Here is a 25,714-nt window from a genome sequence, read left to right on the forward strand (position 1 = left end):
GTGAAGGTCCTACTCGGGAACCTGACTGCCAAACCGTGCATCGACAAGGCGCCGCGAGATCTCAGCGAGGTGAGCGAATGATACAGTTGGAATCGACAGAGAGCACGGGTTCGAGCGTTGAGCATGCGGTCGCGGCGGCGCGCGCCGACTCGGCAGCGTTCATACGCGCGCGTATCCGGAGTCCGACGCGTGCGTGCCCCCGGGGGATCGCGTCTGAGAACCCCGGGAGTGTGCGCGCCGGCGCGGCAACCACCGGCCTGCCCGCATGCGGGGTTCGCGTGCGGCCTCGCGGAGGTGAGCGCTCGTGAAGCGGACGCTCGTGGCGGCGCTCGCGGTCATGCTCCTGCTCGCGCCAGTGGTCCCGTTCGCGGCTGTGGGCTCGGCAGCGGCCGCGCCTGGCGGCATGGCCACGATACCCGATGGGAACGTCGCCGAGGACGTTCCGGACGGCGAAACGCTCGCGCTGTCGGCGAGTGAACTGGAGGGCAGCGTGCTTGCGAGTGACCACGCCGACTCCCTAGAGGTCATCCTGACGACGGCGGACCACGCGCCGACGGTGATGGACGGCGACACGGCGTCGGTCACAGGCGACGGGATGGCAGTCGTGCTGCGGGACGATACCGAATCGGCCGGTCGTGAAGTCGCTCTCGACGCCGGGAAGCTGCGGGAGGCGCTCGGCTACCGGCCACGAGCGATTCACGGAACGCACGAGGACGGCAGCGAGTGGACGGGGAGCGCGGAGTACGTCGACGGCTACCTCGTGTTCGACGTTCCTCACTTTTCGGACAACACGGTCACGTTCAGTGGTCGCGTCGACGTGTCGATGAACTCGGCGACGTCGGGAACGACTGCCACGTGGCAGTTGTCGGCCTACGACGCCGCCTCTGACGTGACGATCAATACGACGGGCGTCGAGAACACCGCCCCTGAGTCTACGTCTACAGCGAGCGCGCTCGACGGCGATACGATCCCGCTCTCAGTCGGTGGGACCAAACAACCGAGAGACGAGACCGTGACTTTCAGCGGGGCAGAGACGACGACCAAACAATCAGATACCGGGTCGCGGTCGTCGAGTGGGTCGCACACGATAGCCGTCGGTGGCAATCAGCAACCGAGAGACGCACAAATTAATATCGACTCGGTTGGGAAAACTACTTACCAAACTGTTGAGTATGTTATCCCGAACGGCGACCAGGTATATCTTGAGTCGGACGGAGCATCCTACACATCCACAATATCTAATAGCGGTCAAAAAAAGATAGACTCGATTACTATCAGCGAATTTTATTATAATACTGGATACAATGGAGAGGATACCGTTGGTTTGGAATTATATATTAATGGCGATATGTTCGGTGAAATAGAATATAATAGTGACAAATACTACGTGACTAAACATGATTTTGCCGGGTCAAAAACAGTTAGTGGAGATTACACAATTACAATAAAAGCAACAGCAGGAATAGGCGAACCATATGGATACATCAATAGAGGTACTGGCGAGTCTTCGGCAACATGGGATATAGAAGGAACGCAACCGGGATCGGTGAGTGTCGAGTCTCAGGGTCAAACTAAGACGTTACAATCCGGAGAGAGTGCCTCTTTACCCCTTCAAACAGGCTCTAATAGCCTGACGTTTAGCGGGAGTGGGGTGTCTGACCTCAGTTGGAGCGCGTCATGGACTGAGGTCACGCAAACTGAGAATCCGGGTCTATCAGTCGGTGGGTCAAGCGCGTCTCATACCGGGATTCTATCTCCCGGCGAGACGGTAACGGAGCCGGTCGATCTCTCAACCGGATCGCAGTCCGCGGACGTATCGGTAACGGGACCCGTCGACGTGTCGGTCTCATGGACGGAGGCATCCCAAACGCGCGATCCCGTCGTGGAATTGAACGGTCAGACTACGACCATCCACTCGGGGACACTAGCCGACGGTGAGACCGCCACGGCCACGATCCCGAAAGACCAGCTACAACAGGGCACCAACACCCTGAATGTCTCACTCGGAGACGGCTCGCTGTCAGCTGACGCGCCCGAGATGCGCGCCGACATCGAGGCCAGCCACGAGGCCTCCGACAAGATCTCCGTCGGCTACTCCGCGACCACCTTCGAGGAGAGCTACAACGTCAGCCACACCTACGCAGCTGAAACCTCGGACGCTCAGGTCACCATCCCCTTTGAATCGTCACGAGTGGTCGGGGTAAAAAATGTCGAGTACCAGATCGGCGGCGGGGGTTGGGAACGCGTCGGAGCGGATAACTACCGGTTCGATGGTACCACCGTCGATGTCTACGTGAGTGACGCCGTCGGCGGGACAGTGCCCGCTGGCTCGACGGTCGATGTGAGGGCGACCGGCCGGAAGATGTCGGTCGGGAACGGCGCCGTCACGATCACCGACCCGACCGCGCCTCACGAGGAGCTCGACACCCAGCTCCGAATCGACGAGCGGAGCGAGGACTTCCACGTGAATGTCGGCCCGACCGACGACGGCGATCGCGTACACTACTCGTACTCGGATATCTTCCCCACCGAGGACTACGTCGTCATCGATTCAAGCGGCGCTCAGAAGATGTATCTCCCAAATTCGAAGACAGGAGATACGTTCCGCGTGAAACACTTGGAGACGCGCGTCATCGCTCAGCAGGGAGACGTGCGGATCGACGTGGTCGAGCCCGGGCAGAACCCGGAACTTGACGTGTCGCCGGGACCAGGCGGCGATGGCGACCCCGTAACCATCGAGTATTATAACACCGAATCTGGCGTTGAGTACCTCCTGAATAGCCTCAAGCGTTCGATCGTCGTTGACAGTGACGTGGCGCAGTCTCCCGCGATCTTCGAAGACGATGACTCGGAGGACACGTGGCAGATTCTCCGTGACTCCGAGGCGTCAGTCCGAGAAGAAGACTCGGACGGCCCGATCGGTCAGTTCCGCGAGCGAGCGGGCGCCGCGGTCGGAAGCGTGAGCACGCCTTCCGGAGTTGGCGGTGGCCAGCTGCTCTTGCTTGGGCTGCTCGGACTCGGCGGAGTTGTCGTGTTCCGCCGGGTCGAACCGTTCGGCGGCCGCGGTGTCGAGGTCGGTAAGCGAATCGCACAGAAGACCGGCAGCGGCGCGTTCTCAGGACTACAAGGGCTGTTGAGCTACATGAGTCGGGTTGTGAATCTCGTCGTGTCGAACCGTCGAGCGTCGATCGCAACGGGCGTGCTCGCGGCGATCGTCGCGGCGCGGGCGGGTCTGCTCCGACTCCCCGAGGGTGCCGGTATCCTAATCGTGGTTTCGGGCGTACCGATCGCGTCGTATCTGGTGTTACGCCGCTCGGACGCGGTGAGCCAGCGCGTGTGGCTCGCGTCCACGCTCGTCGCGGTCGTGCTCGGATTAGAGTTCGTCGCGCCGGGAACGATCCAGACGGCGATCGAACAGCTGACTAGCGAGCAGGTGGCGCCGCTGCTGATCCTCGTCGTCGCCGGCGGCGTCTATCTGTGGTACCGCGCTCGACAGTCAGATCGGCCAGTGTTCAACGTCGTCACGCGGAGGGAGTGATGCTGGCCAGCTCCCTCGGAGGTGGCGTCGATGCGGTGATCAGCTTGGCGACCGGCAACGGTGTCGAGGTCGGGATGCTCGCAACCGCGCTCTTGGTGATCTGGCGCGGGCATCGCGTGCTCGCGATTCTACAGTCGGCGCTAGAGACGATCCGGATCGGGTTCATCGCGGCGGCCGCTGTCGGGTTGCTCGTGCTCGTTGCGATCGGCGCCGGGTGGATTTCGGTGTCGTCGTTGCCGGTCGTGCCGTCGGTGCCGCTGCCACTCTGAGCGGCGGCTGAAATTTGTGGGGTGTTTCTCGGCGCGTGCTGCGCTGCTGCGAGCGTTCGAAAGGATACGCGCCGGTCAGTACCTGAAGACCTCCCAACGTGGTTAGAACTAAAATTTTCGCGGGCGAACCCCTGTTTCGAGTGCTTCAGGTGGAACTTCTGAAAGCGGTTGCTGTGTATTTTCCCCCGAAGGGGGTGCCCTTAGGCACACTCCCTAAGGGGTCCGTCCCAGCCCGTGGGATCGAACCCTGACCAGCCGCAGCGCTCCCGACGACGTCGAGGTCGATCGCGACCGCGATCGAGAGCAAAATCGGCTCAGATACCGCTCAAAACGTAACGATATCAACAAGAAACAGGGGGCAGGATAGTGTTGCCACTCAACTGTCGGTGGTCAGCGGGGGAGCTTCGACGAGAAGAGAACGTCCCCGTTGCGGTTAATCGGACGCTGACCCGTCCGACGTCCCTCCTCCTTCTCCGTCCAGGAGAACTCACCGCTGATGAACTTCCGGTACGCCATCGAGCCCGTGTCCTCCGCGGCGTCGACGCCGGCGCGGATGAGCTTCACGAGCTCGACGCGCGAGAGCGGCTGACCGCCGAGGTCGACGACCATCCCGTCGACGGACTCGGTGATCGAGATCCCGTGGCGCCGGGCCCAGCGTGCGAGCGCGGAGTCCTGGTCGATCATCTCCGTCTCCGCGGACGCGAGCTGCCGCACGCCGCCGACGACCCAGTCCGTGATGTCCTCGAAGGTGTTCAGCAGGTCCTGGAACTTCTCGCGGATGAGGCTGTCCTCGAACGACATCTTCGCGTTCGCGACCTCGACGAGGTCGTCGAACTTCTCGGCGGCGCGGTAGACCGTCGAGCGAGACGTGTCCGAGAGCTCGGCCAGCTGCTCGACGTCGGCGCCGTCGCCGCCATCGGTCAGCGCGGCCAGTACGGAGCGCTCGGACTCGGTCGCGTCGCCGCGGGCGAAGTGCGCGACCGCCTGCTGCTCTTCGCCCTCCTGGACGCTAGGCATCTTGTTCTCCACGAGGTCGAGATCTCGCTCTGACTCGGTCGCCTCGAAGTAGTGATCCGCCGTGTAAATGCGGGGGTCGGCTCGCGTCGGGAGCCCCGCCCAGAGCAGGACGTTCACGAGCGACTCGTCGAGCTCCGTCCGCAGCGCCTCGACGTCGAACGCGCCCTCTTCGCTCCATGGCACCGAGGCTCGGTCGGAGTAGTCCTTCGACCACTGGAGTTCGAGCTTCGGGTCCGAGAGCGGATCGTCGGCCGACGACGTCTCCTCAGACCGGGCGAACTCGGGATGGTAGTACTTCACCAGCTTCCCGACGCCGTTCGGCTTCTCCGTGAGCTTCTTCCAGGTCGACTCGTCGAGCGCGACGGCGTTGCGGTGACCGATGACCTTCTCGTTGTCCCACTTGTACTCGCCCTTCCCGCGGTTGTTCGAACCGAAGAGCGCGAGCTGGTCGAGAACGGCGCCCTGCCCGGCGACGTGCTGCTCGCCGGCGCCGCGGTCCAGGCGGAGGTACATCTCCATCTGGTAGGCGTTCGAGTGCTCGTGAACGCACTCGTCTCGGAAGTAGTGCGTGCTGATGTCGAGCTCTTCGGCGAGTCGACGGAGCAGCGGGATCACCTCGTCCGGCTCTAAGTTGCTGGAGTTCGACTGAACACGCAGGCCGTACGGGAGATCCTCCGGCATCGACCCGATCCGTTCCCCGTCGGCCGTTCGCGCGTCCGGCACCGACGGCCGGAACTGGAACGACGCCTTCCGCTCACCGAGACCGTCCTGCGCCCGGACGGCGATCTGGTACTCGTTGAACGTCTCGTAGGGGCGCGACGGCGCCGCGATGCCGCCGGACCAGTAGTTCGTCTTGTCCGGGTTGATCTCCCAGAGCTCGCCGTCGAAGACAAACGACCCGATGTCGTCGGCGATGGTGGGTTCGTACTGCGAGACGATCGCGTCGTACGGCGACAGCGAGCCGGGGTGACCGTTCTGACGAGTGTCCGGCTGCGAGAACAGCAGGTGCGCGCCGAACGCGTGAACACGCGGCTCGACGCACTCGATCGGCCCCTCGACGTCGAAGGTCCGGTATTCGGTCGACTCCGGGCTGCTGGGGTGGACCTGCCGAGTGCCCTCGCTTGCGGCGTCGCGGAGCTCGCGCGCCTCCTCGGAATCGACGACGCCCTCGATCGAGTCCTCGTCGTCACCGGTGACGGGCTGGGCGTCGCCCAGCAGCTCGTCGAGGTCGCCCTGCGGCCCGGGTTCGAGGTAGTCGTCGCTCAAAGCTCCACCTCCTTCCGGGGAACGACCACGGCACCGCGCTCGCCGGCGGTGAACACCGCGACGAGCGGGATCCACGGCTCGGTGACGTCGAGCGCGGGCTCACCAGGCTCGCGCTCGCTCGGATCGAACACATCGACGGAGGCGTGTTCCGGCGCGATCGCGAGGACGTAGCGACCGTCTCGATACCCGCGGACCGGGACCATCTCAGAGTTGACGCGGTCGACGTGGACGCCGGCGATCCGCCGCCGTGGGATTAGCGGTGTCCCGACCGAGTCGAGAACGACGTCCTTCGTGACCGGGTTCGCGGCGTGCTTCTCGCCAGCGACCCACCGCGCGATCGGGCGACGGAGGACGATGTCGTCGGACCGCATCACTCGACCTCCGCGGGGTCGAACACGCGCGACCAGGCGAGCTGTGTTTCCCGGCCGCGGCCGTCGTGCCTGTCGCGCCAGCTGGAGATCTCGTCGATGAGGTGGTCGACGGTCGTCGCGGGGACGACCTTCATCGCGATCGCCGGGCGAGCCGGGCGCGGCTCGCAGACGACGAAGACGTAGACGCCGCCGGCGTCGAGAAGCGCTTCGTGCTGCGTCTCGCGGAGGCTGAAGCGCCCGCGACGCTGCGCACTCCCGTAGACCGCCATCGTGCTCTTGATCTCGACGACGGTCCCGGCCCCGAGGACACAGATCCCGACGAACGGGAGGTCGGAGCGCGGAAAGATAGCAGTCTCAGCGACGGCGTCGTAGTGTTCGCTGTCGGCGGTGGGTTCGAGTCCGACGACGACGTCGAAGACCTCGTGTTCGGCGTTCTCGCCGGCGCGCTTCGCGGCAGCGAGGGTGCCGCTGCTCATCGGCCCAACCTCCCGGGCATCTTCACTCTCCGGGTGTTGGTCCACGGTTTGATATCGATGCCACCGCCGCCGTACGCCCACACGGTCGCACCGAGGAGGTGCTCACGAGCAATCGAGGCTCGGCCGCGATCAAGTCTTCCGTCGTCTTTCGCACCCTCTTCAGGCATCGCGCGGCTCACCTCCGTAGAGCGCGCGGCGAGCGTCCGGGTCGAGGTCGTGAACGCCCTCGTGCTCGCGGAACCAGTTCAGGAACTCGCCGGCGGACGATCGGCTGATCTCCACCGACTCCCGGGGCTCGAGGTTCCGATCGACGGTCACGAATCTGACTGTCCCGTCGTCATCGGGCTCAGCGCTGTCGAACAGCGCCCAGCCGTCGACACCGAGCGCGACGCGGCGCATCCTCTCGCCGTCGACGGAGATCTCCTCGGGGACTTCGTCGAGCGTCAGGAAACGGTCGCCGGCGACGGCGTGGATGTCGGGGTCCTCAACGTCGTCGAGGCTACGGAGACGCTCCCAGAGCTCGCGGTTGTGATGTCGGTACCGAGCGACGTGGTACCCGCAGTACGCGACGTCGCCCCCGACCTCGGGCCAGGGCAGGCGGTAGCGCTGTTCGCGGTCGCAGTGTCCGCACTCGCAGAGACCGTGTTCGTCGACGGGGCCGACATCGGGTTCGAGCGCCCGATGGGCGCCCGAGTACCACGGCTGGCTGCGCGGGCGACTCATCGGCTACCTCCGTCGGCGCGCAGGGCGGCACCGACACGCTGACCGCGGTTACGGTTCGGATCCTCGGCGGGGTCGACGAGGTCGACGTCGACGCCGGCGGCGCTGCCGCGGCTGATGCGACGGAAGCAGTCACACCCGAGGCACCGGTGTGCGACGTCGTCCTCATCACCGAAGACAGCCCGGAACCTATCAGAAACGTGACCGTCGCAGTACCGGCACTGCGCGGTTTCGTCGGAACCGCCGGGTTGGCGGTTCATAGCGCACCCCCTGAATGCGTTTTTCGGGCGTTAGAAGGTGCTGAGGCTACTGATAATGAGGACCTATAAAGAATCTGATGGGACCGCTGAGAGTCGAACTCAGGTCATACGGACCCCATCCGCATAGGATACCACTACCCCACGGTCCCTGACTACACGCTGAAAAACGACGGTCCGGTAATTAAGGACTTCGCTTCAGTCGTCGCCGTCCCGCGGGACCACGAGGTCGCCCGCGTCCCGCACCGCGAGGCTCCCGATCGCGTCGCCCTCGTAGACGGCCAGCCCCTCGGCGCGACCGAGGACGTACCCATCGCGGTCCGCCTCGACCGTCCCGCGCTCCGCGCCCGCGGCGTCGACCACGCTCGCGAGGACATCGCCCTCGTCGAACGCGTCCCCGGCCGCCACCCGGTGCCGGACGAGTCCGGAGATATCGGTCGTCGGCCCGCGGAAGCGCCGCACGGGAAACTCGACGGGGGCCGGGGCCACGCCGACCCCGGGCTCGCTGGCCGACTCGGGTACTTCGTCGAGGAGCCCGAGTTCGACGGCGACGCCGACGACGCCCGCGACGCCAGCGTCGAGGAGCGCGTCGTCGACGACGCTGTGGGCGCCGAGCTCCGCCGTGAACGCCGGGATCCCCGCCTCGTTGAGTACGGCGCCCGCGGTCGATCGCTGGAGGTTCTCTTCGACGTACTCTGCGGCGGGATACTCCCGGACCACCGGAAGCCCGAACGCCTCGACGAGTCGGCCGAGGTCCTCAGAGAGCGCGGCCGCCTCGGCCTCATTCCGTCGGTCACCGTACAGCACGCGGTCGCGGATGGCGAACGGCTCGCTACCGACGCCCGCGGTGTGACAGTCGATCAGCGCGTCCGCGGTCGCGTCGGTGCCGACCGCGTCGACTGAGAACTCGTTCCCCTCGACCGACGACTCGCCGGTGATCGCGGCGTACAGCCGGGCGTCGATCCGCTCTTGGAGCTTCGGCGGGCGGGCCGACTCCGCGTCGGCGTCCGGGAAGTGCCGGTTCGGGTCCTCGTCGGCGTAGTACGTCTCTCGCGCGTTCCGGCGCAGGCCGGCCGGGGAGACGACGGGCACAGCGACGACAACGCCGGCGAGGTCGGCGAGGCGGTCGCCGAAGGTCGCGACCGCGTCCTGGACGACCGCGACGCCCGTCGCCTCGTCGCCGTGGACGCCGCCGGTGAGCCACAGCGTCGGCCCGTCGGCGGCGCCGTTCGCGACCGCGACCGGGAGCCGTTCCGTGCCGCCGGTCGGGAGGTCCCCGACGGTGAGCCACCCGCGGTCGAGCGTTCCGGGCTCGGCGCTCGCGCTCCCGACGGCTACCACTCCGCCTCCGTCTGCGTCCGGCTCGTCCATGTCCGCATCTGGGGGCGGCGAATTTATAAAAGAACGCGCTCCAAGGCGACGACCGTCCCGTTCTCGGCGTCCGGGTCGCCGACGACGCGCCCGAGGCAGACCGCGGTGCCGTCCGGCGTGAAGCACGCGGCGAGCGGCGGGTCCGGGTCCGTGTCGCGGTCAGTCGGCGCGTCGCCATCCGTGTCGGTCGGCGCGTCGCCATCCGTGTCGGTCGGCGCGTCGCTATCGTTCGACGCGTCGTCGCGGATCGCCGCCGGGATCGCCGCGTCGTCGACGTCGATCACGCCGGGCGCGTACACGGGAGCCCCGGTCGCGACGCTGCGGGCGGCCGACCGGGCGACCGTCACCGCGGGGAGGTGGGCGAGGGCGTCCTCCGCCGGGCGGACCACCTCGCGGAGGAGCGCGTCATCGCCGTCCCCGGCCCACGCGAGCGCGTCCACGAGGTCCTGAAGCGTGCGGAGGTCGCGGTCGTCGAACGGATCCGTGGCGCTGCGCCGGAGGTGTCCCATGTGCGCGCCGCCCCCCGTCGCGAGTCCGATGTCGTGACACAGCTTCCGGACGTACGTCCCCGACTCGCAGCGGATCCGGAGGAGCGCCCGGCGGTCGGCGACCTCCAGCAGGTCCAACTCGTGGACCGTCCGCGTGCGGAGCCGACGGCTCACGGCGCTCTTCCGCGGCGGCTTCTGGTAGATCTCGCCCTCGAACTCGGCGACGACTTCCCGGAAGTCCGACGGGGGTGACCCGTGGAGCTCCAGCACCGCGACGTACTCCTTCGCCCCTTCGAGGAACACCTGCGCCATGCGCGTCGCGTCGCCGATCAGCGTGGGGAGACAGCCAGTGACCTTCGGATCGAGGGTCCCCGAGTGAGCGACGCCGCGGGTCGGCGGCCCCTCGGGGTCGAGCGTCGCGAGCGTCTCGTCTATGGCGTCCCGCACCCACGCCGACACTTGGTGCGAGGAGGGCCCGGCGGGCTTGTCGAGGTTGACGACGCCGAACCGGAGCAGCTCCGGCACCGACCGCTCTCCGGGAGGCGCTCTGAGCGGGTCGGGGTCGGCGTCGGAAGGGTCTGTCATGCGGAGGTCAGTCGCGGGTTCAGAAGTCGTACACGACGCCGTCGACGGGCGCTTTCCCCTCGTCGTCGTCGGGGTCGTACGCTTCGACGGTCGCGACGAGGACGTTGAGGAAGCGCTCGGGCCCCCAGCGGGCGGTGTTGTACGCGGCGTCGTAGATCGAGAGGTCTTCGATGTCGATGTTGTAGTACTCCCGGTACCGCTTGCGCTCGGAGGCCTCGCGGCGCTCCGTCTCCGTTCGCGCGCGGTCGGTCGGCTTCGCCTCGCGCTCCGCGATCCGCTCCGCGCGGACCGACAGCGGCGCGTCGAACCAGAACCGGAAGTCGGCGTGGTCGGCCGCGAGCCACCCGGCGAGCCGCGATTCGAGGACCACGTCGTCGCGCTCGACGGCGATCTCGCGGAGCCGGCGGTCGAGGTCGCGGTCGATCTGCGGGTCCTCCTCGGCGAACTCGTTGAACTCGACCGGCGTCATGTCGCGTTCGGCCGCCATCTCGCGGAAGATGTCGCCGCCGGAGACGTGCCCGAGACCGAGCGCGTCCGCCAGCTGGACGGCGTTGGTGCTCTTGCCGCTTCCAGGCGGGCCGGAGACGGTGATCAACATATCACCACTGCGCGGGTGTCGTTCAAAACGGTTGTCGTTCGGCTGCGGGAGCGCGCGCCCGTCGGCGCCCGTGTCGAGGACTCGCTCGCCGTCACCGACCCGGCTCGCTCACGCCTCGGGGTCGGCCGTCGCGGCCGTCATCGACCAGACGGCGACGAGGCCGAGCAGGAGCGCGGGGACAAGCGGCAGCACGAGGTACGTGGCGAAAAAGGGGAGCCCGAACCACCCGGCCGCGTACGGATACGCGTAGATGATCCCGGGGATGACGATAGCACAGACGAAAAGCGCCGCCGTCAGCGCCCACCCCTCGCGGCCGAAGCCGTCGGCCGCCGGCTCCCGACCGGCCGACTCCGACGGCCCCGTACCGTCGGCGCCGCCGCTCTCGCCCTCCGGGGCGTGGACATAGCCGCCGTCGGTAGTGCCGTCGGCGCCCGCGGCCGCGTCGCGATCGGCCGCGTCGCCGTCGGCCGCGTCGGTCTCAGAGCTCACTGTCGGGTCTAACCACCACTTTGCCAAAGCCCTCACGGTTCTCGATCATCTCGTGTGCGCGCGCGGCCTCGCTCATCGGGAGGACCTCCCGGACGCGGGGCTCGAAGGTCCCGTCCCAGACCAGTTCCAGGACATCGTCGACCTCGCCCGGCGTCGCCATCGTCGAGCCGATGACGGAGAGCTGGTTCCAGAAGATTCGGTTGAGCCCCGCGCCCGGGTTCGGGCCGGTGGTCGCGCCGCAGGTGACGAGCCGGCCGCCCTTCGCCATCGACTTCAGCGAGTTCGGGTAGGTCGCCTCGCCGACGTGGTCGACGACGACGTCGACGCCTCGTTTGCCGGTGAGCGCCGCGATCTCGTCCGCGAAGTCGTTCGCCTCGTAGTCGATGACGTGGTCGGCGCCGCAGTCCTCGGCGTGCGCGAGCTTCTCCTCGGTGGAGGCGGTCGCGAACACCTCACAGCCCGCGTGGTCGGCGATCTGGACCGCGGCGTGGCCGACGCCGCCGGAGGCGCCCAAGACGAGCACCTTCTCGCCCGCCTCGATGTCCGCGCGCGTCTGGAGCATCCGCCACGCGGTCTGGAACACGAGCGACGCGGAGCCGGCGACCTCCCAGTCGACGCCGTCGGGGACCGGGACGAGGTTCTCGGCCGGGACCGCCGCCTTCTCGGCGTGGACGCCGCGGACGTGTTCGCCGATGATGTGGAAGGAGACGCACAGCGACTCCTCGCCGTTGCGACAGAACTCGCAGTTGCCACAGGAGACGCCCGCGCTCACGGCGACGTGGTCGCCAGGTTCGAAGCGCGTCACGCCCTCGCCGACGGCCTCGACGACGCCCGCGGCGTCGCTCCCCGGGATGTGCGGCATCTCCACGTCGATGCCGGGCATTCCGCGGCGGGTCCAGATGTCCAGGTGGTTCAACGCCCCCGCCTTGACGTCGACGAGCACCTCGCCGCGGTCGGGGTCGGGCTCGGGGAACTCGCCGTACTCGATCACGTCGCGGTCGCCGTGGTCGGCGAACTGAACGGCCTTCATATTCGGACCCTCCCGCGGGACCCACTAAACAGTACGCCTCACGGAAACGAGCGACGCGACCATCGAACCGGCGCGGCCACCGGACTGACGCGACCATCGAACCGGCGCGGCCCGCGGGACGACGCTCGCAGCCACCGTGCGAGTCGCCCACAGCGACCCGACCGTTTCGTGATGTTTAAGTACCGAAAGCGGGAGCATATGAACGCACGAACTGCAGGGGCGTCGGGCCCCGAGTCCGAGAGGGCGATGATACAACGCGGGTTGCGGTAGCCAAGCCTGGCCCAAGGCGCAGGGTTGCTAACTCTGTGGCGTCACTGCCTCCGGGGTTCGAATCCCCGCCGCAACGCTCGAACGGACGAGTACCGCCGGATCGCGCCGGTAGGGCTCACCACAACCAACACATGAGCACGGAAGAACCACAGGACGACTCGCCGGAGGAGGAGGAAGACCTCCAGTACTTCGTTCGGATCGGGGGCGCGGACCTCGACGGGACGAAGACGGTCGAGCGAAGCCTGTCCGAACTCGACGGCATCGGCACGCGCACGGCGCGGCTGGTCGCCGAGAAGGCCGACGTGGACCGAAACGCCACGTTCGGGCTCCTCGACGAGGAGGATATCGACGCGGTGGTCGACATCGCCGAGAACCTCGAAGACCACGTCCCGTCGTGGATGACGAACCGACAGAACGACTTCTTCACCGGAGAGACGACGCACCTCGTCGGCACGGACGTCAACGAGAAGCGGCGCCACGACATCAACCGGATGAAGATCATCGAATCGTACAAGGGCGTGCGCCACAAGCGCGGGCAGAAGGTCCGCGGCCAGCGCACCAAGTCCACGGGTCGCTCGGAGGGGACCATCGGGGTCAACGTCGAGGAGATCCGCGAGGAGATGGAAGACGACGAGGGCGGTGACGACGAATGAGCACCGGAAAGAACACCAAGGGCTACGAGACGCCGAACCACCCGTATCAGGGCGAGCGCATCGCCGAGGAGTCCGACCTCCTCTCGCGGTACGGTCTGAAGAACAAAGAGGAGTTCTGGCGCGCCCAGTCCGAGCTGCGCAACATGCGCCGAGAGGCGCGACGGCTGCTCGGCGAGGCGCAGGGTGACGTCGACGCCGCACAGGACGCCGGCGCGGAGTTCGTTACGCGGCTCCGCCGGATCGGCATCCTCGGCGACAACGACGACATCTCGACGGTCCTGTCGCTCGACGTGACCGACCTGCTGGAGCGTCGCCTCCAGACGGTCGTCTACCGACAGGGCTTCGCCTCCTCGACCCAGCAGGCCCGCCAGTTCATCGTCCACGGCCACATCACCGTCAACGGCGCCCGCGTCACGCGCCCGTCGGTGAAGGTGGACGTCGACGACGAGGGCGCCATCGCCTTCGACGAGACGAGCCCGCTCGCGGACGATCTCCACCCCGAGCGCGCGGAGTCACAGGAGTAACCAACCATGAGTGAATCCGAGGATGGAAAGTGGGGCATCGCCCACGTGTACGCGTCGTTCAACAACACGCTCATCACGGTCACCGACGAGACGGGCGCCGAGACGATCGCCAAGTCGTCCGGCGGCACCGTGGTGAAGCAGAACCGCGACGAGGCGTCGCCGTACGCCGCCATGCAGATGGCGGAGGTCGTCGCCGAGCGCGTCAAGGACGCCGGTCTAGAGGGCGTGCACGTTCGCGTGCGCGGTCCCGGCGGCAACCTCAACAAGTCCACCGGTCCCGGTGCGCAGGCGACGATCCGCGCGCTCTCGCGGGCGGGCGTCGAGATCGGGCGCATCGAGGACGTCACGCCGATCCCGCACGACGGGACGAAGGCGCCGAAGAACAAGCGAGTCTGACATGACCGAAGACGAATTCGACGTCCAGTACGTCGAACGGGACGAACGCAGCGCGCGGGTGCTGATCCGCGGGCTCACGCCGGCGTTCGCCAACGGCATCCGCCGCGCGATGATCGCCGACGTCCCGACGTTCTCGATCGACACCGTCCGGTTCGTCGAGAACTCCTCGGTCATGTTCGACGAGATGATCGGCCTGCGGCTGGGGCTCGTGCCCCTGACGACGCCGCTCGACGACTTCGATATCGGCGACGAGGTCACCCTCGCGCTCGACGTCGAAGGTCCGGCGACGGCGTACTCCGGCGACATCGAGAGCAGCGACCCGCTCGTCGAGGTCGCCGACGAGAACGTTCCGATCATCGAGCTGAAGGAGGGACAGCGGTTGGAGTTCGAGGCCAACGCGGTCCTCGACACCGGCAAGGAGCACGCCAAACACCAGGGCGGCGTCTCCGTCGGCTACCGCCACCTCCAGCGCGTCGCGGTCGAGGGCGACCGCGGCGAGTTCGACGACGACGAGCCGAACATCCTCCGCGGCGTCATCGAGACGCCGGACGGGGAGATCGAGCTCACGGACGAGTTCGACAACGACCTCTCGGAACGGTTCCCCGGCAAAGAGGTCGCGGTCGAGGACGTGCCGGGCGCGTTCGTCTTCCACATCGAGACGGACGGCTCGTTCGACGTCGAGGAACTGTTGCTCCGCGCGATCGACTCCATCGAGGAGCGCGCGGACGAACTACAGACGAAAGTCGCAGTATAAGGAAATGACGGCCCTTCGAACCACCCCCCTGACCGTCGCCCTCGCCGGCAGCCGCGGCGCCGCTCCGACCGACGGAGCGCGCGCGGCCGACCGCGCGGACGCCGGGACCGAAAGTGGTTTGAAGGGAGCCGGAATACGGTGGAGTGCACGCAGGGATAGCCAAGTCAGGCCAACGGCGCAGCGTTCAGGGCGCTGTCCTGTAGAGGTCCGCAGGTTCAAATCCTGCTCCCTGCACTCCGTTTTCCACGAACTCTCCGTTCAGGAGGGACAGCTATGAGTAGCAAGACGAATCCGAAACTACAGAACCTCATCGCCGATCTGAAGTCGGTCTCGCGTGACTCCGGTGCCAACGTGTGGCAGGACGTCGCCGACCGACTGGAGAAGCCACGGCGCACGCACGCTGAGGTCAACCTGGGCCGTATCGAACGATACGCGCAGGAAGACGAGACGGTCGTCGTCCCCGGCAAGGTGCTGGGCAGCGGTGTGCTCGAAACGAACGTTACCGTCGCCGCCGTCGACTTCTCCGGAACCGCCCGGACGAAGATCGACCAGGCCGGCGAAGCGGTGACGCTGGAACAGTACGTCGAACAGAACCCCGAAGGAAGCAACGTGCGGGTGATCCGATGAGTCTCGCGAAGATCGACGCGGACGTCGTCGTCGACGCCCGCGACTGTATCCTCGGTCGCGTCTCCTCGGAGGTCGCCCAGCGCGTCCTCGCCGGGGAGACCGTCGCCGTCGTCAACGCCGAGCGCGCCGTCATCACCGGCAACGAGGAGGCGACGATGGAGACGTACCACAAGCGCGCGGAGCTCGGCTCGGACAGCGGGCCGTACTACCCCAAGCGCCCCGACCGAATCTTCAAGCGCGCCATCCGCGGCATGCTGCCGTACAAGTCGGAGGACGGCCGCGAGGCGTTCTCGAACGTGCGCGTGTACGTCGGGAACCCCTACGAGCGCGACGAGGACGTCGAGAGCGTCGTCCTCGACGGCACCTCGCTCGACCGCCTCTCGAACATCAAATTCACCACGCTCGGGGAGATCTCCGAGTCTCTGGGAGCCAACGTCACATGGTAACGAACACCTCAGGCAAGAAGAAGACGGCCGTCGCCCGCGCCACCGTGCGCGAGGGCGAGGGTCGCGTTCGCATCAACTCCCAGCCAGTCGAGCTGGTCGAACCGGAGCAGGCGCGGCTCAAGATGCTGGAGCCGTTCCGCATCGCGGGCGAGGAGCTCCGCGACGGCGTCGACATCGACATTGACGTCGAGGGCGGCGGCTTCAGCGGGCAGGCGGACGCGACGCGGACCGCCATCGCCCGCGGCCTCGTCCAGCACCTCGGCGACGCCGAGCTGCGCGACGCGTACATGAACTTCGACCGCACCCTGCTGGTCAACGACGTGCGCCAGTCCGAACCCAAGAAGTGGGGCGGACCCGGCGCGCGCGCTCGCTACCAGAAGTCCTACCGCTGAGGTGATCCAGTCATGATGATCCCCGTCCGGTGTTTCACGTGCGGCAACGTCGTGGGTGAACACTGGGAAGAGTTCAAAGAGCGGGCTCGCGAGGGCGACGAAGACCCCGGCGAGGTGCTCGACGACCTCGGGGTCGACCGGCACTGCTGCCGGCGCATGCTGGTGAGCCACCGCGACCTCGTGGACGTCGTCTCGCCGTACCAGTAACCATGTCAGGACAGCGATACAATCGATACGAGAAGGCGCGAATCCTCGGCGCGCGAGCGCTACAGGTGTCCTACGGGGCGCCCGTGCTGATCGACACGGACCAGACGGAGCCGATACTCGTCGCCGCGGAGGAGTACGACGCGGGCGCGCTCCCGTTCACCGTGCGGAGGGAATCCAACTAATGACCCGAATTACCAGCGTCTCGTTGCGTCGCGTGCTCGACTCGCGCGGAAACCCGACGGTCGAGGCCGACGTGCTCACCGAGTCCGGCGGCTTCGGCCGTGGGGCGGCGCCTAGCGGGGCCTCGACCGGGGAGTACGAAGCGATCGAACTGCCGGCGAGCGAGTCCATCGCGAAGGCCCGCGAACACGCCGTCCCGCGCCTCGAGGGCGTCTACGCCGGTGACCAGCGCGCGGTCGACAACGCACTCCGCGCCGCCGACGGGACGGACGACTTCTCCGCCATCGGCGCCAACAGCGCGGTCGCCATCTCGATGGCGGCCGCGAAGGCCGCCGCCGACGTGCTCGGCGCACCGCTGTACCAGCACCTCGGCGGGGCGTTCCGCGGCGAGAACTTCCCGATCCCGCTTGGCAACGTCGTCGGCGGCGGAGAGCACGCCAAGGAGGCGACCCACATTCAGGAGTTCCTCGCGGCGCCCGTCGGCGCGCCGAGCGTCTCGGAGGCCGTCTTCGCGAACGCCGCGGTCCACGCGGCGGTCGCGGACGTGTTAGACGAGCGTGGCGTGCCCGCGGCGAAGGGCGACGAGGGCGCGTGGGCGCCCCCCATCTCGGACGCCGACGCGTTCGAGGTCGTCGACGAGGCGGTCGACCGCGTCGAGGAGGACGTGGGCTTCGAGATCCGCTTCGGTCTCGACATGGCCGCGGCCGAACTGTACGACGACGAGGCCGAGGCGTACGTCTACGGCGACGAGACGAAGTCGGCCGACGAGCAGATCGAGTACGTCGCCGGCCTCGTCGACGAGTACGACCTCGCGTACGTCGAGGACCCGCTCGACGAGAACGACTACGAGGCGTTCGCGGAGTTGACCGACCGGGTCGGCGACCGGACGCTGATCTGCGGGGACGACCTGTTCGTCACCAACGTCGAGCGGCTCCAGGACGGCATCGACGCCGGCGCGGCCAACAGCATCCTCATCAAGCCGAACCAGATCGGGACGCTGTCGGACGCGTTCGACGCCGTCGAGCTCGCCGCCCGCAACGGGTACGAGACGGTCATCTCTCACCGTTCGGGCGAGACCGAGGACACCACCATCGCACACCTCGCCGTGGCGACCGACGCCGGTTACATCAAGACCGGGACGGTCGGCGGCGAGCGAACCGCCAAGCTGAACGAACTGGTCCGCATCGCGGACGACGCGGTATGACGGGCCCACACCACGCATGAGCGAAGACAACGACGCGGTCGAACTCGACGACGACGCGGAGACCGAGGCGGTCGACGCGGCGGTCGAGGAGGAGGCCGACACGACCGAGGAACCGACCGCCGACGCGGCCGAGACGGCCGCCGACGCCGAGAGCGAGACCGCCGCGGGCGACGACGAAGCGGACGAGGAGGAGGCCTCCCCGTTCGACGACGACGTCATGCCCGACGACGACGTCGACCTGCTGATCCCCGTCGAGGACTACCTCTCCGCGGGTGTCCACATCGGGACCCAGCAGAAGACGAAGGACATGGAGCGGTTCATCCACCGCGTCCGCGACGACGGGCTGTACGTCCTCGACGTGAGCCTGACCGACCAGCGGATCCGCACGGCCGCGGACTTCCTCGCGAACTACAACCCCGAGCAGATCCTCGTCACATCCTCGCGGCAGTACGGTCGGTTCCCGGCCGAGAAGTTCGCGGACGCCATCGGCGCCCGCGCCCGCACCGGTCGCTTCATTCCGGGCACGCTGACGAACCCCGACTACGCCGGCTACATCGAGCCGGACGTGGTCGTGGTCACCGACCCCATCGGCGACGCGCAGGCCGTCAAAGAGGCCATCACCGTCGGTATCCCGGTGATCGCGATGTGCGACTCCAACAACCAGCTGTCGAACGTCGACCTCGTCATCCCGACGAACAACAAGGGTCGGCGCGCGCTGTCGGTCGTCTACTGGCTCCTCGCCAACGAGACGCTCGACCGCCGCGGCGCCGACACGGTGTTCGCCCTCGAAGACTTCGAGGACGAGCTCTAAGCCGGCCGCGTTTTTCTTCGACGCTTCCTGTTTCGTCCGTTCACCGCTCGGAGAGCCGTCGGCGAATCGATCCGCGGCGCGACGCGCTCAGACGATATCGGGCGTGAACGGGTACGAATAGACCCGCCCGTCGTTGGCCTTCACCGTTGCCACGAGGACCAAGACTAGGTCGACGACGCCGATAATCGGGAACAGCAGGAGGCCGATGAACACGAAGCTCAGGACGGCGGCAATCATGAGCGCGGCGAAGACGACGATCTGGAAGTTCAGCGAATTCTTCGCGTTCCGCTCGACGAGTTCGTCGTTGTCGTCCGCGAGGATCAGGAAGAGAATCGGGCCGAGGAACGACGCGAAGAGCGACGAGGCGTGCGACAGCGCCGCTAGCGTCGTGTCCCCGTCGACGGTCCCGTCGCCGGTCTCAGTTGCTGTGGTTGACATAGCGGGATGGCGGTTTCGGAGCAGATTGATAAATTTTCGGAGACCGACCGGAATACACGGAGGCGGCAGTCGACAGCCACGCTCGAGCCGGCGCCCGTCGCCGACTGCGACCGATCGGTCGTCGGTCGGTCCCCCGCTCAGTCGGGCGCCGGCCGGTCCCCCGCTTAGTCGGTCGTCGACGGCTCGCTGTCGGTCGGTTCGTCGACCGCCCCGCCCGTCGTCTCCTCGGGCACGTCGTGGGTCCACCGCGGCTCTATCTCTTGGTTCGCCATCACGATCCGGTCGCCGCCGTCGGTGTCGATCCGCGTCTTCCGGAGTTCGATGGCGGCGACCGTTCCCGTCACGCCCTTCGACTCGACGCGGTAGCCGACGTTGAAGTCCGGGTCCCGCAGGAGGTAGACGCCCGCCACCGTGTCCTCGATCATCTCGGAGAGCGCGTAGGAGACCCCGAGGGCGATGAAGCCGACGGCGGTGCCGAGGCTCGCCGCGATGTCGCCCATGCCGACGACCTTCAGGAACGTGAGCGCGACGCCGAACCAGAGGAACACGGAGACGAGCGTGACGATGAGGTCGCCGACCAGTTCGCGGTCGCCGACGTACAGCCGTTCGATCGACCCGTGGACGACCGAGAGGACGACCCGCACCGTCAGGTACGCCAGCGCGAGGAAGATCAGCCCCGAGAGCAGCCGCGGGACCGCCACGACCAGCCCCTCGACGAAGTTCGAGAGCGAGCGGGAGACGAGCGACGGGATCTGCGTCATGCCGAACCGCACACGGCGGAGAGTGGAAAAGGTGAGGGCGCCGCCGGCTCAGTTCGCGGCCTCGTCGCCGGGCGCCCCGTCCTCGGACAGCGCCGACCGAGCCTCCGCGACGGTCTCGTCCACGCGAGCCCACGCGACGGGCGGCTCGACCGCCTCGAGCTCCGCGTCGAGCGCGTCGAGCCGCTCGCCGAACTCGCCGTCCCGGCCCGGCCGGTCGCCGAGCGCGTCGGCGTGCTCCGCGACCGCGGATTCGAGATCGTCGATCCGCGCGTCCACGTCGTCCGGGAAGGGGACGCCGTCGCGGTGGGCCCACGCGCGGAGGTCGTCGGCCTCGGCTCGGAGGTCGGCGACGACGAGGTCGAGGACGCGCGTCTGGACGGCGGCGTCGAACCGCCGTCCCGGGTCCGGGTCGTCCGCGTCCCGCAGCGACTCGACGGTCTCGGTGAGGGCCGCGGCGGACTCCTCGGCGGCTTCGACCTCGTCCACGAGCGCGCCGTGACGTCGGTTGGCCGAGCTGAGCCACGCCTCGAACGCCTCCAGTTCGGTTTCGAGGTCGTGGGCGACGCGGACGATGTCCTGCGCCTCGGTGGTTATCTCGTGGAGGGCAACCGCGGCGCGGTACACCGCCACCGGCTCGGCCAGCCCCGACCGCGCCGCGCCGAGCTCGTCGCCGAGCGCCTCCACCTCCGCACGGAGGTCGTCCAGCCGGTCCCCGAACGCCCGCCGGCGGACTGTGACGACCTCGAGGTCCGGCGCGTCGTCGGCGGCGGTCGCCTCGTCGTGGGTCCGCGTCGCGAGGTCGACCCGCGTCTCCGCTGTCGCGAGTATCTGCGACACGTCGGTGACGCTCGACTCGATCGCCGCGGACGTCACCCTCCCGTCGTCGGTGAAGGGTTCGAGCCAGGTCCGGATCGACTCCGGTTTCTCGCCGGTCCGGTCGGCCACAGACTCGACGAGTTCGTCGAGGGGCGTCTCCGCGGGCGCGCTCTCACTCATACGGCCGGATTCGGCGTAGTACGGTGTATACCTTCCTAAGAGCGGTGTGTTCGGGGACAGAGGCGAACAGAGCGGTACGTGGTGGTATATAACTGTCAGAACCGTCTCTTGTACTCACCACCGATACTGTGGACTCTTCGCGTGACAAGAGGTGACTATATTAAAAGTATAAACCAGTTTAATAGACTTGTCCGTTGCCACGCCTGATGTCAGACCGGAACTGGGTCGACGGCGGCGTGTCGCGGCGGAAAGTTCTCATCACGTCCGGAGCGCTCGGAACCGCCGGGTTGGCGGGCTGTAGCGGAAGCAGCGACGGCGGCTCCGGCGGCGACGGCGGCGACGGTGGCTCCGGCGGCTCCGGTGGCGACGGCGACGACGGCTCCGGGCAGAGCACGGCGCTGCTCAACGCCGAGGGCTCCTCGACGGTGTACCCAATCTCGAACACGGGGAGCTCATACTGGAACTCCAACGCCCCGCCGAGCGACGGCGAGTACTGGGGCGCGAACGACGATGGCTCGGTGCCCGGCTGGGACCAGCTCTCCGCCGACGGCGCGGACGACATGCTCATCGCCGACTACTTCGCAGCGAAGTTCGGCTTCGAGCCGACCGATCAGCGCTCTTCGCCGCCGTTCCCGACGACGGTCGGCCTGAGCCACTCCGGGACCGGCTGTGAGGCCGTCACTGACGGCCTCGTCGACATCGGCAACTCCTCCGGGCCGATCACGGCGGAGCTCGACTGGACCGAGGAGAAGGCCCAGAACACAGTCGTCGACAACGTTGTCGGTCGCGATGGCCAGCCGGTCGTCGTCAGCTCCGACGTCTCCGACGCCGGCGTCGCGCAGCTGACCGGCGAGGAGATCCGCGGCATCTACCAGAACGAGATCACCAACTGGAACGAGATCGACGGGGTCGACTACGATCAGGAGATCTACGCTATCGGCCGCGCCGAGGGCTCCGGGACGGACACCTCGTTCCGCCTGAACATGCTCGGCGCCGCCGACGCCTCGATGTCGGGCGTCGACACGCGGTTCGGGCAGAACCAGCAGGTCGCGCAGGCCGTCTCCCAGAACGAGGGCGCCATCGCGTACATGGCGCTCGCGTTCACCAGCGAAACGGTCATCCCGATCTCCATCGAGTTCGACGGCACGCTGTACGAGACCAGCCGCGACGCGGAGAACACCATCTTCGACAGCGAGTACCCGCTCAACCGCGACCTCCACATGTACACGCTCATCGAGGAGAACAACCCCGAAGCCGGCGGCTACGATCGGCGCGAGGCGGCGTTCGTCAATATGTTCCTCAACGAGTTCGGACAGAGCGTCTTCGTCGAGGGGAACAACTACATCCCGCTCCCGACGAGCGACCTCCAGTCGATGAAAGACAAGGTCTCGTCCGTCGCCACGGAGGATCTCATCTCGCCGTAGTCCGACGACCGACGGTCGATCGACCCGAGACGAGCGTCGTCTCGGCCGACTGACCCCCCCGCGACCGCCCGTCTCTCCGCGGCCGCCGGCGCTCACGGTACGGACGAACATGGCTTCTACGACACACAACACGCGAATGCTCTCGATAACAGACAGATGCCAACGGTAACAGACGCGCTCGGCGGGCGACTGACCGACGCGCTCGGCGCGCAGCGCAGACGAGTCAGGGAGTTCGTCGACGAGACCGAACCCCCCGCGCTGGCGATCATCTCCGCGATGACGCTGTCGCTCTTGGCCACCCTCGTCGGGTTCCTCGCCGTCTCCGACCTCACCATCGTTCCCTTCGTCGTCTTCCTCACGGCGGCGGGGATCGGCTGGTTCCGGTACCAGGAGGAGACCGCGTACACGATCGCGCTGATGATGACGGTGTCGACGATCCTCATCCTCGGACTGATCATCGTCTTCATCTTCCGCGAGTCCGTCCCGGTGATCCGATACGAGAGCGCGACGGCGTTCGGGATCACGGTCCCCGGCCTGCGGATGTTCATCCAGCCGAACTGGGACGCCGTCTCGCCGCCCATCCGGTACTCGATGGTGCCGATGATCCACGGGACGGTGATGGTGACGCTGATCGCCTCCGCGGTCGCCGCGCCCCTCGGTGTTTCCGCGGCGCTCTTCCTCTCGGAGATCGCCCCCGCGACCGTCCGCGAGGTCGTCAAGCCCGGCGTCGAGATCCTCGCCGGCATCCCCTCGATCGTCTACGGGTTCATCGGGTTCACCGTGCTGGGCCCGTGGGCCTCCGACCAGTTCCAGACGACGGGGCAGGGGTCGTACCTGTTCGTCGGCATCGTCGTCGGGCTGATGGCGCTCCCGACCGTCGTCTCCGTGGCCGAAGACGCGCTGAGCAGCGTCCCGGAGTCGATGAAGAGCGGCTCGCTGGCGATGGGAACGACCGACTGGCAGACGATGACCTCGATCACGCTGCCGGCCGCGTTCTCCGGCGTCTCCGCGGCGGTCCTGCTCGGTGTCGGCCGCGCCATCGGCGAGACGATGGCCGCCACGGTGATGCTCCGCGGCGTGCCTCGCCTCACGGAGCCACTCGTCAACGTCTTCTACGGGCAGGAGACGCTGACGTCGATCATCGCGCGGAACTACGGCGAGGCCGACGGCCTCCAGATGGACGCCTTGTTCGTCGCGGGCGTGATCTTGTTCGTCACCGTCCTCGTCATCTCCATCGGCGCGCAGTACATCGAATGGAGAATGCACAAGCGGCTCGGGGGTGAGGTCTGATGGCGGACGCGAGCCAGACGGACGCCAGGCTCGTCGAGTCGGAGACCACGGAGACGGACGCCGTCGCGGGCGTTGCCGTCGGGCTCTCGGCGGTCCTGTTCGCGCTCGCCGTCGCTGCGCTGTTCGAGCGCGTCAGCCTCACCGGCTCGCTGTTCGGGATTCGGACCGTGACGCTGCTCGGCGGGCTCCTGACCGCGCTCGGCGTCGCGGTGGTCGCCTTCGGCGCCGGCTCCCGTCTGGGCTACGTCGAGACCGACCCCGACCCGAGCGCCGGGCTCGTCGCCGGCTTCGGCGCTGCCGTTCCGTGGGTCGTCGTCGGCGGGAGCGTCGCGAGCCAGACGCTCGGTCTCGGCACGACGGTCGGCGTCCTCGCCGGGACGGCCGTCGGCGGCGGCGCGTTCGCGCTCACGGTCCTCCCCCGCGAGGACGTGGGGTCGACGCTCCCGCTCGGGAGCCTCCTCGCGCTGACGGGGCTCGTGTTCCTCACCGGCGTCATCGGCCCGACGTGGGTGTGGGAGCTGGACTGGGCCCAGCAGGCGGCCCTCACCGCGGAGTTCCTCATCCCCGCGGCGACGCTGTTCAGCGCGCTGTACGGCGGCTGGGCCTCGGCGAAGGCGTACGGTGGCTTCGGCGCCCGCGGTCGGCACATGGGCGCGTACGTCCTCGTGTACCTGAACGCGCTCTCGATCGTCGCTTTCCTGTTCGTCCTCGTCGCCTTGGTGGTCGTCCAGGGGGTCCCCGGGCTGTTGAACGGCGTCGAGATCGGCCTCGGCACCGGGCCGCAGACGACGGTCCTCGGCGTCTCGGTCACGCTGCCGGTGTCCGTCCCGTTCGTGATGAACGGCGTCGCCCTCTTCAACGACTTCCAGGGCGTGTTGCCCGCCATCGTCGGCACGGTCTGGCTCGTCCTCGGCGCCGTCGTGCTGGCGGTCCCGCTGGGCGTCGGCGCGGCGCTCTTCCTCACCGAGTACGCGGACCGCGGTCGGTTCACCCAGGTCGTCGAGATCGCGACAAACGGGCTGTGGAGCACCCCCAGCATCGTCTTCGGGCTGTTCGGCTTCGCCTTCCTCATCCCGCGGTTCGGCAACGGGAAGTCGCTGCTCTCCGGGATGATCACGCTCGGGTTCATGCTCCTCCCGCTCGTGGTGATCACCTCCCGGGAGGCGATGCTCTCCGTCCCCGACGAGTACCGCGACGCGAGCGCCGCGCTTGGGGTGTCGAAGTGGCAGACGATCCGGAGCGTCGTCCTTCCGGCGGCGCTGCCCGGCGTCGTCACCGGCGTCATCCTCGGCGTCGGTCGGATCGCCGGCGAGACGGCGCCGATCCTGCTGACGATGGCCGGCGGGACGTTCGTTCCCGGCTCGCAGACGGTCGACGTCCTCGGGAGCTTCCAGTTCACGTCCGCGCCGCCGTTCGTCGCCAATCCGGCCCTGCTGGAGGCAACCTCAGCGCTGCCGTACCAGCTGTACGCTCTGATTTCCGCCGGCGTGGGTGCCAGCAGCAACGTCGGCAACGCGGACGAGTTCCGCTGGGCGACGGCGCTGGTGTTGCTCGTCGTCGTCCTCTCATTCTACGCGATCGGCATCGCGACGCGCTACTACTTCCGGCGACGGCTCACACACAGCTGAATCCGATGAGCGAGAACACCACCCAACAGACCCCGCTCTTCAGTAGACTGGCGGAACCAGGAGCATTAGTGCCTCTGGCCCGGCAAAAGCGGGTATGTATGAAGACCGTCTTGCCTTCGGCCAGAGGCTATCGGAACTTGCGGAACTTGGGGTAATAGAATTTCGGGCCGAGCCGCTCGACGCCATCGTCGAGCGGCGTCTCAAGACGATCTGGGAAGAACGCTCCTGTCCACACTGC

At 67.4% G+C, this 25,714-nt stretch carries 28 protein-coding genes, 3 tRNA genes and 1 pseudogene; 19 read left to right on the plus strand and 13 right to left on the minus strand.

The window, feature by feature from the left end:
- Positions 1-304 precede the first annotated feature (304 nt).
- Positions 305-3,538: a hypothetical protein gene (locus tag B9G38_RS17745; protein ID WP_143415370.1), complete on the plus strand. Its 3,234-nt coding sequence runs from the start codon at positions 305-307 to the stop codon at positions 3,536-3,538.
- On the plus strand, positions 3,538-3,807 hold the full coding sequence (locus B9G38_RS05270) for a hypothetical protein (protein WP_086219716.1): 270 nt from the start codon (positions 3,538-3,540) through the stop codon (positions 3,805-3,807). The genes B9G38_RS17745 and B9G38_RS05270 overlap by 1 nt, the downstream gene beginning before the upstream one ends.
- Before the next feature lie 390 nt (positions 3,808-4,197).
- Here the strand turns inward: B9G38_RS05270 and B9G38_RS05275 are convergent, their stop codons facing one another.
- The 10 genes from B9G38_RS05275 to B9G38_RS05325 all read right to left on the minus strand — a co-directional run bounded on the left by B9G38_RS05275 (position 4,198) and on the right by B9G38_RS05325 (position 12,475).
- Positions 4,198-6,090, minus strand: coding sequence for a hypothetical protein (locus B9G38_RS05275; protein WP_086219717.1), 1,893 nt, complete (start codon positions 6,088-6,090; stop codon positions 4,198-4,200).
- Positions 6,087-6,461 (minus strand): hypothetical protein, encoded by a 375-nt coding sequence (locus B9G38_RS05280; RefSeq protein WP_086219718.1) that lies wholly within the window; start codon positions 6,459-6,461, stop codon positions 6,087-6,089. The genes B9G38_RS05275 and B9G38_RS05280 overlap by 4 nt, the downstream gene beginning before the upstream one ends.
- Positions 6,461-6,937 (minus strand): hypothetical protein, encoded by a 477-nt coding sequence (locus tag B9G38_RS05285; protein WP_086219719.1) that lies wholly within the window; start codon positions 6,935-6,937, stop codon positions 6,461-6,463. The genes B9G38_RS05280 and B9G38_RS05285 overlap by 1 nt, the downstream gene beginning before the upstream one ends.
- A gap of 159 nt (positions 6,938-7,096) precedes the next feature.
- Entirely contained in the window at positions 7,097-7,660 is a 564-nt protein-coding gene (locus B9G38_RS05290) for a hypothetical protein (protein WP_086219720.1), read from the minus strand.
- 335 nt (positions 7,661-7,995) lie between these two features.
- Positions 7,996-8,066, minus strand: a tRNA-Pro gene (locus tag B9G38_RS05300).
- A gap of 46 nt (positions 8,067-8,112) precedes the next feature.
- The gene (locus tag B9G38_RS05305) at positions 8,113-9,285 is read right to left on the minus strand and encodes a succinylglutamate desuccinylase/aspartoacylase family protein (protein WP_086219722.1); all 1,173 of its coding nucleotides are present in this window, start codon (positions 9,283-9,285) and stop codon (positions 8,113-8,115) included.
- 23 nt (positions 9,286-9,308) lie between these two features.
- A complete protein-coding gene (locus tag B9G38_RS05310; protein ID WP_086219723.1) occupies positions 9,309-10,358 on the minus strand; it encodes an RNA-guided pseudouridylation complex pseudouridine synthase subunit Cbf5 in 1,050 nt (349 codons plus the stop codon).
- A gap of 19 nt (positions 10,359-10,377) precedes the next feature.
- A complete protein-coding gene (gene cmk, locus B9G38_RS05315) occupies positions 10,378-10,956 on the minus strand; it encodes a (d)CMP kinase (protein ID WP_086219724.1) in 579 nt (192 codons plus the stop codon).
- 108 nt (positions 10,957-11,064) lie between these two features.
- The gene (locus B9G38_RS05320) at positions 11,065-11,445 is read right to left on the minus strand and encodes a hypothetical protein (RefSeq protein WP_049930730.1); all 381 of its coding nucleotides are present in this window, start codon (positions 11,443-11,445) and stop codon (positions 11,065-11,067) included.
- Positions 11,435-12,475 carry a zinc-binding dehydrogenase gene (locus B9G38_RS05325; protein WP_086219725.1) on the minus strand — a complete coding sequence of 347 codons (1,041 nt, stop codon included), beginning with the start codon at positions 12,473-12,475 and terminating at the stop codon, positions 11,435-11,437. The genes B9G38_RS05320 and B9G38_RS05325 overlap by 11 nt, the downstream gene beginning before the upstream one ends.
- A 260-nt stretch (positions 12,476-12,735) precedes the next feature.
- On the opposite strand from B9G38_RS05325, the gene B9G38_RS05330 reads away from it, so the two are divergent.
- The 13 genes from B9G38_RS05330 to rpsB all read left to right on the plus strand — a co-directional run bounded on the left by B9G38_RS05330 (position 12,736) and on the right by rpsB (position 18,939).
- Positions 12,736-12,821: transfer RNA gene (locus tag B9G38_RS05330), tRNA-Ser, on the plus strand.
- Positions 12,822-12,876: 55 nt separating this feature from the next.
- Positions 12,877-13,398 (plus strand): 30S ribosomal protein S13, encoded by a 522-nt coding sequence (locus B9G38_RS05335; RefSeq protein WP_049930734.1) that lies wholly within the window; start codon positions 12,877-12,879, stop codon positions 13,396-13,398.
- Positions 13,395-13,922: a 30S ribosomal protein S4 gene (locus B9G38_RS05340; RefSeq protein WP_006112313.1), complete on the plus strand. Its 528-nt coding sequence runs from the start codon at positions 13,395-13,397 to the stop codon at positions 13,920-13,922. The genes B9G38_RS05335 and B9G38_RS05340 overlap by 4 nt, the downstream gene beginning before the upstream one ends.
- A 6-nt stretch (positions 13,923-13,928) precedes the next feature.
- Positions 13,929-14,318 carry a 30S ribosomal protein S11 gene (locus tag B9G38_RS05345; protein ID WP_004046448.1) on the plus strand — a complete coding sequence of 130 codons (390 nt, stop codon included), beginning with the start codon at positions 13,929-13,931 and terminating at the stop codon, positions 14,316-14,318.
- Position 14,319: 1 nt separating this feature from the next.
- Complete coding sequence (locus tag B9G38_RS05350) at positions 14,320-15,072, plus strand: DNA-directed RNA polymerase subunit D (RefSeq protein ID WP_086219726.1); 753 nt, start codon at positions 14,320-14,322, stop codon at positions 15,070-15,072.
- A gap of 149 nt (positions 15,073-15,221) precedes the next feature.
- Positions 15,222-15,306, plus strand: a tRNA-Leu gene (locus B9G38_RS05355).
- Positions 15,307-15,345: 39 nt separating this feature from the next.
- On the plus strand, positions 15,346-15,699 hold the full coding sequence (locus B9G38_RS05360) for a 50S ribosomal protein L18e (RefSeq protein ID WP_004595256.1): 354 nt from the start codon (positions 15,346-15,348) through the stop codon (positions 15,697-15,699).
- Positions 15,696-16,145, plus strand: a complete 450-nt coding sequence (locus B9G38_RS05365; protein ID WP_008367868.1) for a 50S ribosomal protein L13 — start codon at positions 15,696-15,698, stop codon at positions 16,143-16,145. Before B9G38_RS05360 ends, B9G38_RS05365 begins: the two co-directional genes overlap by 4 nt.
- On the plus strand, positions 16,139-16,537 hold the full coding sequence (locus B9G38_RS05370) for a 30S ribosomal protein S9 (protein WP_004595258.1): 399 nt from the start codon (positions 16,139-16,141) through the stop codon (positions 16,535-16,537). Before B9G38_RS05365 ends, B9G38_RS05370 begins: the two co-directional genes overlap by 7 nt.
- A 12-nt stretch (positions 16,538-16,549) precedes the next feature.
- On the plus strand, positions 16,550-16,744 hold the full coding sequence (locus tag B9G38_RS05375) for a DNA-directed RNA polymerase subunit N (RefSeq protein WP_006628058.1): 195 nt from the start codon (positions 16,550-16,552) through the stop codon (positions 16,742-16,744).
- A 2-nt stretch (positions 16,745-16,746) separates the two neighbouring features.
- Positions 16,747-16,926: a DNA-directed RNA polymerase subunit K gene (locus tag B9G38_RS05380; RefSeq protein WP_049930742.1), complete on the plus strand. Its 180-nt coding sequence runs from the start codon at positions 16,747-16,749 to the stop codon at positions 16,924-16,926.
- The gene (gene eno / locus B9G38_RS05385; RefSeq protein ID WP_086219727.1) at positions 16,926-18,128 is read left to right on the plus strand and encodes a phosphopyruvate hydratase; all 1,203 of its coding nucleotides are present in this window, start codon (positions 16,926-16,928) and stop codon (positions 18,126-18,128) included. The genes B9G38_RS05380 and eno overlap by 1 nt, the downstream gene beginning before the upstream one ends.
- 16 nt (positions 18,129-18,144) lie before the next feature.
- The gene (rpsB, locus tag B9G38_RS05390; RefSeq protein WP_049930745.1) at positions 18,145-18,939 is read left to right on the plus strand and encodes a 30S ribosomal protein S2; all 795 of its coding nucleotides are present in this window, start codon (positions 18,145-18,147) and stop codon (positions 18,937-18,939) included.
- Between the two features lie 87 nt (positions 18,940-19,026).
- On the opposite strand, the gene B9G38_RS05395 is transcribed toward rpsB, so the two are convergent.
- From B9G38_RS05395 to B9G38_RS05405, 3 genes are all read right to left on the minus strand, one after another.
- The gene (locus B9G38_RS05395) at positions 19,027-19,377 is read right to left on the minus strand and encodes a DUF4870 domain-containing protein (protein WP_049930746.1); all 351 of its coding nucleotides are present in this window, start codon (positions 19,375-19,377) and stop codon (positions 19,027-19,029) included.
- Between the two features lie 164 nt (positions 19,378-19,541).
- Positions 19,542-20,138 carry a mechanosensitive ion channel domain-containing protein gene (locus B9G38_RS05400; RefSeq protein ID WP_086219728.1) on the minus strand — a complete coding sequence of 199 codons (597 nt, stop codon included), beginning with the start codon at positions 20,136-20,138 and terminating at the stop codon, positions 19,542-19,544.
- Between the two features lie 48 nt (positions 20,139-20,186).
- Positions 20,187-21,134, minus strand: a complete 948-nt coding sequence (locus tag B9G38_RS05405; RefSeq protein WP_086219729.1) for a halo transducer protein — start codon at positions 21,132-21,134, stop codon at positions 20,187-20,189.
- 206 nt (positions 21,135-21,340) lie between these two features.
- Between B9G38_RS05405 and B9G38_RS05410 the strand changes: the two genes are divergently transcribed.
- The 4 genes and pseudogenes from B9G38_RS05410 to B9G38_RS17750 form a co-directional block, all read left to right on the plus strand.
- Positions 21,341-22,558: a PstS family phosphate ABC transporter substrate-binding protein gene (locus tag B9G38_RS05410; protein WP_086219730.1), complete on the plus strand. Its 1,218-nt coding sequence runs from the start codon at positions 21,341-21,343 to the stop codon at positions 22,556-22,558.
- A gap of 156 nt (positions 22,559-22,714) precedes the next feature.
- Positions 22,715-23,848, plus strand: a complete 1,134-nt coding sequence (gene pstC, locus B9G38_RS05415) for a phosphate ABC transporter permease subunit PstC (protein ID WP_086219731.1) — start codon at positions 22,715-22,717, stop codon at positions 23,846-23,848.
- The gene (pstA, locus tag B9G38_RS05420; RefSeq protein WP_086219732.1) at positions 23,848-25,476 is read left to right on the plus strand and encodes a phosphate ABC transporter permease PstA; all 1,629 of its coding nucleotides are present in this window, start codon (positions 23,848-23,850) and stop codon (positions 25,474-25,476) included. Before pstC ends, pstA begins: the two co-directional genes overlap by 1 nt.
- Before the next feature lie 94 nt (positions 25,477-25,570).
- Positions 25,571-25,714: pseudogene (locus B9G38_RS17750) on the plus strand (IS1595 family transposase); the annotation flags it as partial.

The sequence above is a fragment of the Halorubrum sp. SD612 genome (assembly GCF_002135005.1).